The sequence below is a fragment of the Acidiferrobacteraceae bacterium genome, assembly GCA_037388825.1.
Classification (GTDB): Bacteria; Pseudomonadota; Gammaproteobacteria; order Acidiferrobacterales; family JAJDNE01; genus JARRJV01.
The window spans coordinates 1-6,881 of sequence record JARRJV010000084.1; the positions used below are offsets into that span (position 1 = coordinate 1).

The 6,881-nt window shown below is 61.9% G+C and carries 5 protein-coding genes; 4 read left to right on the forward strand and 1 reads right to left on the reverse strand.

Going from position 1 to position 6,881, the window contains the following annotated elements:
• A partial coding sequence (locus P8X48_11750) for a type II secretion system protein N (protein ID MEJ2107977.1) occupies nt 1–604 on the reverse strand: 604 nt, incomplete at its 3' end.
• 196 nt (nt 605–800) lie between these two features.
• Here P8X48_11750 and dnaE point away from each other — a divergent pair.
• The 4 genes from dnaE to pyrG all read left to right on the forward strand — a co-directional run.
• Complete coding sequence (dnaE, locus tag P8X48_11755; GenBank protein MEJ2107978.1) at nt 801–4,244, forward strand: DNA polymerase III subunit alpha; 3,444 nt, start codon at nt 801–803, stop codon at nt 4,242–4,244.
• A gap of 59 nt (nt 4,245–4,303) precedes the next feature.
• On the forward strand, nt 4,304–5,266 hold the full coding sequence (locus P8X48_11760) for an acetyl-CoA carboxylase carboxyltransferase subunit alpha (GenBank protein ID MEJ2107979.1): 963 nt from the start codon (nt 4,304–4,306) through the stop codon (nt 5,264–5,266).
• The gene (tilS, locus tag P8X48_11765; protein ID MEJ2107980.1) at nt 5,244–6,581 is read left to right on the forward strand and encodes a tRNA lysidine(34) synthetase TilS; all 1,338 of its coding nucleotides are present in this window, start codon (nt 5,244–5,246) and stop codon (nt 6,579–6,581) included. The genes P8X48_11760 and tilS overlap by 23 nt, the downstream gene beginning before the upstream one ends.
• Before the next feature lie 115 nt (nt 6,582–6,696).
• Nucleotides 6,697–6,881: CTP synthetase (gene pyrG / locus P8X48_11770; GenBank protein MEJ2107981.1), on the forward strand; the 185-nt coding region annotated here is incomplete at its 3' end.

Here is a 6,881-nt window from a genome sequence, read left to right on the forward strand (position 1 = left end):
GGGCCTGGGCCAGGACGTCCGGCCGGCGCAACTGGTTCTGGAGCTTGCTGCGGGACAGGTTGAAGCGATTTTTCCCCATGGGAACCACCGCGGGACCGGCGGCCGGCGAGGGCAGTGCGGCCGCCGAGGAACCGCCTGTGTCCTCATACATCAACAGACTTTCCTTCTTGCCGCCGCGGGAAATGATGACGCGGTCATCGTAGACCGCGGCCAGGGTGACTCCGGTCGTAACCTCGTCGCCGACTGCAAAGGGCGCCTGTTCGCCGCCATTGACGCTGATCAGGGCGTGGCTGTCGTTGCCGGCCGAGATGATGCCGTTCAGCACCAGGTTGAGACTCGATACCGGAATGCTGTCCAGAGCGGGGGTTGCGGCGACATCGGCCTTGCCGAACAAATGGGCCGACACCAATGCGTCCGCCGATGCAGGCGCCGACGGGATCGCGGCCTCGGCCGGCAGGGTTACGGGGGCCACCGGCGGGTGGATCAGGGTCCAGGTCCAATGGGCCGCTCCACTGGCAAGAAGCAGGGCGGCTATGAGATTCAGTACCCTGGGGAACCAGGGTGACGAAGGCAACTCTGGAAGGTGCAGAAATCCGGCGGACACGTATGATTTTCCCTTTCTGAAGGACGCGCAGGCCCTTCGTGGCTCGTTCTACTTTATTATTGCAGGATCAGCCGAAAAGTTACATGACGGCCGCAAAATATTCCAGTAAATAGCTGAAACTTATTCATAAAGTTGTAAAACTGCCGCCGAGGCCATGGGGCTTTCCCGGGCCTCGCGATTGGGGTCAAATACCGCAGTGAGCAAGCCATTCGTCCATCTGCACGTCCATTCGGAGTATTCCCTCTACGACAGCACCGTGCGTATCCGTCAACTGGTTGCGGCTGCCCGTGATCATGGCATGCCCGCCGTTGCCCTGACCGACCTGGCGAACCTGTTCGGTGTGGTGAAGTTCTATCGTGCGGCCCTGGCGGCGGGGGTGAAACCCCTGATCGGTTCTGACGTCTGGCTGGAGAACCCCGTCGATCATCACAAGCCCTGGCGATTGCTGTTGTTGTGCCAGGATCTGAACGGCTACCGCAACCTGTGCCGTCTGCTCAGTCGCGCCTATACCGACGGCCAACACTCGGGCCGGCCCTGCGTCAGCAAGGACTGGTTACGCGGCGCGAGTGACGGCCTGATCGCACTTTCGGGTGCTCACGAGGGTGAGATCGGTCAGGCGCTGATCGGCGGCAATGAGCGCCTGGCGGAAGACCTGCTAGACGAGTACCGCACGCTGTTTCCCGATCGGTTCTATCTGGAATTGCAGCGCACCGGCCAGCCGTACCAGGAGGAACTGGTGCATGGAACTGTCGCCCTGGCGACCCGGACCGGTACCCCGCCTGTGGCAAGCAACCACGTTCACTTTCTCGAACGCGAGGATTTTTCCGTGCACGAAGCGCGGGTCTGCATTCAGGAAGGTCGGGTACTGACCGACCCGCGCCGCCCGCGCCGCTATACGGAGCAACAGTACTTCCGCTCGTCCGGGGAAATGGAAGAGGCGTTCGCGGACATTCCCGAGGCGCTCGAGAATACCGTCGAGATCGCGCGCCGCTGCAATCTGCAGCTTCAATTTGGGACCTACTTCCTGCCCGACTTTCCGGTTCCGGAAGGTCTGACCATTGACGAACTTTTGCGTCGGGAGGCGAATGCCGGGCTGCAAGAGCGGATCACAAGCTCGGAGGCTGCGGGCGAAACTATCGATCGTGAGGAGTACGACCAGCGTCTGGCCCGCGAGCTGGATGTAATCATCAAGATGGGCTTTCCCGGCTACTTTCTCATCGTTGCCGACTTCATTCGCTGGGCCAGGGAGAACGATGTGCCGGTGGGTCCAGGTCGTGGTTCGGGGGCTGGTTCCCTGGTGGCCTACGCCCTCGGCATCACCGACCTCGACCCGATCCGCTACGAACTGTTGTTCGAGCGCTTTCTCAATCCGGAACGCGTGTCCATGCCCGATTTTGATGTCGACTTCTGCATGGAGAAGCGGGACCGTGTGATTGAGTACGTGACCGAGCGCTATGGCAAGGACAAGGTCTCCCAGATCATCACCTACGGCACCATGGCAGCGAAGGCAGTGGTGCGTGATGTCGGGCGGGTGATGGACCATCCCTATGGTTATGTCGACAAACTGGCCAAGCTCATCCCCTTCGAAATCGGCATGACCCTGGACAAGGCCCTGGAACAGGAGCCGGCCCTCAAGGAACGGTACGACAACGAAGAGGATGTGCGCGAGCTGATCGATATGGCCCGGTCGCTGGAAGGGCTTGCCCGAAATGCGGGCAAGCACGCCGGTGGCGTGGTCATTGCGCCGTCAGCATTGACGGATTTCATGCCGCTGTATTGTGAACAGGGCGGCAAGCAGCTGGTTTCCCAGCTCGACAAGGACGACCTGGAAGCGCTTGGGCTGGTGAAGTTCGATTTCCTTGGGCTGCGCAATCTCACCATCATCGACAAGGCGGTGAAGATCATCAATCGGGAGCGCGCTGTCGCCGGAGAAGTGCCACTGGATATCGATCAGATCCCCATCGATGACGTACCCACGTACGAGTTGCTCAAGTCGTGCAAGACCACGGCCCTGTTCCAGCTCGAATCGCGCGGGATGAAGGACCTGATCCAGCGCTTGCGTCCCGATCATTTCGAGGAAATCGTTGCGCTGGTGGCCCTGTTCCGTCCGGGACCCCTGCAGTCCGGCATGGTGGACGACTTCATCAATCGAAAGCACGGACGCGCGCGTATCCAGTATCCCCATCCCAGCCTGGAGGCCATTCTCAAGCCGACCTACGGTGTCATCCTGTACCAGGAGCAGGTGATGCAGATCGCCCAGGTACTCTCCGGATATACCCTCGGGGGCGCGGATCTGCTTCGACGCGCCATGGGCAAGAAGAAACCGGAAGAGATGGCCAAGCAGCGGGATGTGTTTGTCAATGGCGCGAAGGAACGGGGCGTGGATGGCAAGCTGGCGTCAGATATCTTCGATTTGATCGAGAAGTTCGCGGGCTATGGCTTCAACCGTTCCCATTCTGCAGCCTACGCGCTCATCGCCTACCAGACCGCCTGGCTCAAGGCCCACTATCCGGCGGCATTCATGGCAGCGGTGCTGTCCTCCGATATGGACAACACGGACAAGGTGGTCACCATGATCGCCGAATGTCGCGACATGGGCCTGGAAGTCTCCGTCCCGGCAATCAACCGCTGTGGTTATGAGTTCCTGCCGGTCGATGGCGAAACCATCCTGTACGGGATTGGGGCCATCAAGGGTATTGGCGAATCGGCGATCGAAGCTATCCTGCAGGCGCGCGAGGAAGGCGGGCCGTTCGTGGACCTGTTCGATCTGTGTGCGCGCATCGATCTGCGCAAGGTCAACAAGCGCGTTCTTGAATCCCTCATCCGTTCCGGAGCGCTGGATGACCTGGGCGCCCACCGGGCCAGTCTGATGGCAACCCTGGCCACTGCCCTGCAGGCTGCCGGCCAGCACAGCAAGGACCGCGAGGCGGGCCAGGGCGATATGTTCGGCACCGCCGAGATCCAGGCGCCGGCCCACGGTTTCGTCGACGTGCCGGAGTGGAGCGAGGACCAGCGCCTGGAGGGCGAGAAGGATACACTCGGCCTGTACCTCAGCGGCCATCCCATTGCGCGCTATGAGCAGGAGCTGGCGCGCATTACCACAGCCACCATCGCCGCGCTCGACGGCCGCTCCGAACGATCGGTGGTGGCCGGGCTGGTCGTGGGTCTGCGGACCATGCAGACCCGCCGCGGGGACCGTATGGCCTTTGTCACCCTGGATGACCGTACCGGCAGGCTGGAACTGGCCGTGTTCTCCGATCTCTACACGTCGGCGCGCGAACAGCTGGCCAAGGATTCGCTGGTGGTGGTGGAGGGACAGCTGAGCGTCGATGAATATACCGGCGGATTCAAAATGCGTGCGGAGAAGATATATAATATAGATCAGGCCCGTTCTGAATTCGCCTCCCGTCTTGTTATCGACGTCGACGCTGACCGCGCCGGAAACGGCTTTGTCGCCGAGTTGAAACGGATTCTGGAACCCGCGGTACCGGGCGCCTGCCCGGTGTATATCCACTATCGCAGCGGCAATGCGGAAGCGGAGATTGTGCTGGGTGAGGAGTGGACCGTGGACCCGAGTGCCGCGGTAATCGACCGCCTGGCCGACCTTGCGGGGGAAGACCGCGTACGTGTGGTGTACTAGATCGATTCCCGGTTCCGGGTTGATTTGACGCGGACAGGAGAGAAAGGTGTTTTTGGCAAATGAACCAGTATTTTCTTGAATTTGAAAAACCCATTGCGGATCTCGAGGCCAAGATCGAGGCCCTGCGCTATGCCGGCGATGGCACCGATGTAAACATCAGTGAGGAGATTGGCCGACTGGAGGCCAAGAGCCGCAAGCTTACGGAACAGATCTTCGGTGGCCTGAATTCCTGGCAGATGTCCCAGGTGGCACGCCATCCGCAGCGGCCCTATAGCCTGGACTACGTTGGCCGCATGCTCAGCGAATTCCAGGAGCTGCATGGCGATCGCGTGTATGGTGATGACCCAGCCATCGTTGGCGGGTTGGCGCGCCTGGATGGCAAGCCCCTGGTCGTCATTGGTCATCAGAAAGGGCGCGACACCAAGGACAAGGTGTATCGCAATTTTGGTATGCCGCGACCGGAAGGTTATCGCAAGGCCCTGCGCCTTATGCACCTGGCCGAACGCTTTCGCCTGCCCATCCTTACCCTGATCGACACCCCGGGTGCCTACCCCGGCGTCGGTGCCGAGGAACGCGGACAGAGCGAGGCTATCGCGCGCAACCTCTACGTGATGGCCGGCCTCACCGTTCCCGTGGTCAGTGTGGTGATCGGGGAGGGCGGTTCGGGCGGGGCGCTTGCCATTGGCGTGTGCGATCGCCTGCTGATGCTGCAGTTTTCTACCTATTCGGTGATCTCGCCCGAGGGTTGCGCCTCCATTCTGTGGAAGAGCGCGGACAAGGCGGCGGCCGCCGCCGAGGCCATGGGTATCACGGCGCCGCGCCTGAAGGAGCTGGGGCTGGTGGACGAAGTTCTGCCCGAACCGCTCGGTGGTGCCCAGCGCGACGTGGACGCCATGGCGGCTACCCTGAAATCGGCGCTGATTGCCCGGTTCAACGAACTTACGCGCATTGAGCCCGATCGCCTTGTCGAGTTGCGTTACCAGCGGCTGATGAAATTCGGTGTCTTCCAGGAAAAAGACTAGGGTCCTGAACGTCGATTCCCTGGCGGCGGAACTGGACCGTCTGCCCGGGCCGCCGTCCCACGCCCTGGTGCTGGCCTTCAGCGGCGGTGTGGACTCCACCGTACTCCTGCACCTGCTCGCCGGGCTGCGTGATCGTCGCGACCTGCGACTGCGGGCAGTGCATTTCGATCATGGAATCTCCCCGGAAAGTCGCGCGTGGGCGCAGTACTGCGTTGGTGTCTGTGATGAATTGGGCGTCCCACTCAAGGTCGAGCGGCTGGACATTCTCCTGGATGGACAGGGCCTGGAGGCGGCGGCGCGTTCGGCGCGCTATGCCTTCCTGGAGCAAGACCTGGATGCCGATGAACTTCTGTTGACCGCCCATCACCGCGACGACCAGACCGAAACCCTGTTGCTGCGGCTGTTCCGCGGCGCCGGTACCCGGGGCCTGGCCGGTTTGCTGCCGGTGAGAGATTTCTCCCGTGGCCGGCTTGCCCGACCCCTGCTCGGATTCACGCGCGCGGAGATTCGCGCCTATGCCGATGCCCATGGCCTCCAATGGGTGGACGACGCCAGCAATGGCGACACCGCCATGGACCGCAATCACGTGCGCCACGAGTTGTTGCCGGCCCTGCGGTCCCGTTGGCCCGGCGTGGACTCCGTCCTCGCCCGAAGCGCGGGACTACTGGCGGATCAGCGCGAGCTGCTGGAAGAGCGGGCACGGGAGGATTGGCAGCTGTGCCAGCGAGGCGATGGTCTCGCATTGTCGGCCTGCTCAAACCTGTCCGACCCGCGTTTGCGCAATCTCCTGGTCCATTGGTTGGCCGGAGAGTCACCTTCGATGCAACATATCGAGCAAATTGCCCGTCAGATCCGCCATCCCTCGGCCACGGCCCGTGCTGTGGTTCGCTGGCCCGGAGGCGAGGTGCGGCGCTACCGGGATCACCTGCAGTGCAGACGTGTCCCGGGCGAAGGGGCTGGGTTCGAGTATCTGTGGGACCCCTCGGAACCGTTGGAAATTCACGCCGCCGGAATCGTGCTACATTCCCGTGCCGTTCTCGGCGCGGGCCTGGCCCGAGAGCGGCTGGCGCAGCCCCTGCGAGTCCGTAATCGCCAGGGAGGAGAGCGTTGCCGGCTCCCGGGGCAGACCCACAGTCGCCCGGTCAAGAAACTCCTTCAGGAAGCCGGTATTCCTCCCTGGGAACGCCAGCGCCTGCCATTGCTCTATGTTGGCGAGGATCTGGCTGCGATTGGTGACCGCTGGGTCTGTGCCCCGTACGCCGCCGGTTCGGGAGAACCGGGTTTCGCGCTCCGGATCGAGAGAAAACCGGCGTAGAATCGTTTTCCCGTCGATTTTGTGCGTCGAAAGTGCGGTTGTGGAAAGCCATGGCATTTGGTAGTTTTTACTTCCGTTTGGGGAACATTCCTTCCTCCTCCACCTGAACGGGCTCATGACCAAATTTGTATTCGTTACCGGCGGTGTCGTTTCCTCATTGGGGAAAGGCATTGCCTCCGCCTCGCTTGCCGCACTGCTGGAAGCCCGCGGGCTGAAGGTTACCCTGCTCAAGCTCGACCCCTATATCAACGTTGACCCGGGCACCATGAGCCCCTTCCAGCATGGGGAGGTGTTCGTCAC

What these genes read in the sequence shown, in the direction of transcription:
- P8X48_11760 (MEJ2107979.1), top strand. Translation starts at nt 4,304, where the DNA reads ATGAACCAGTATTTTCTTGAATTTGAAAAACCCATTGCGGATCTCGAG.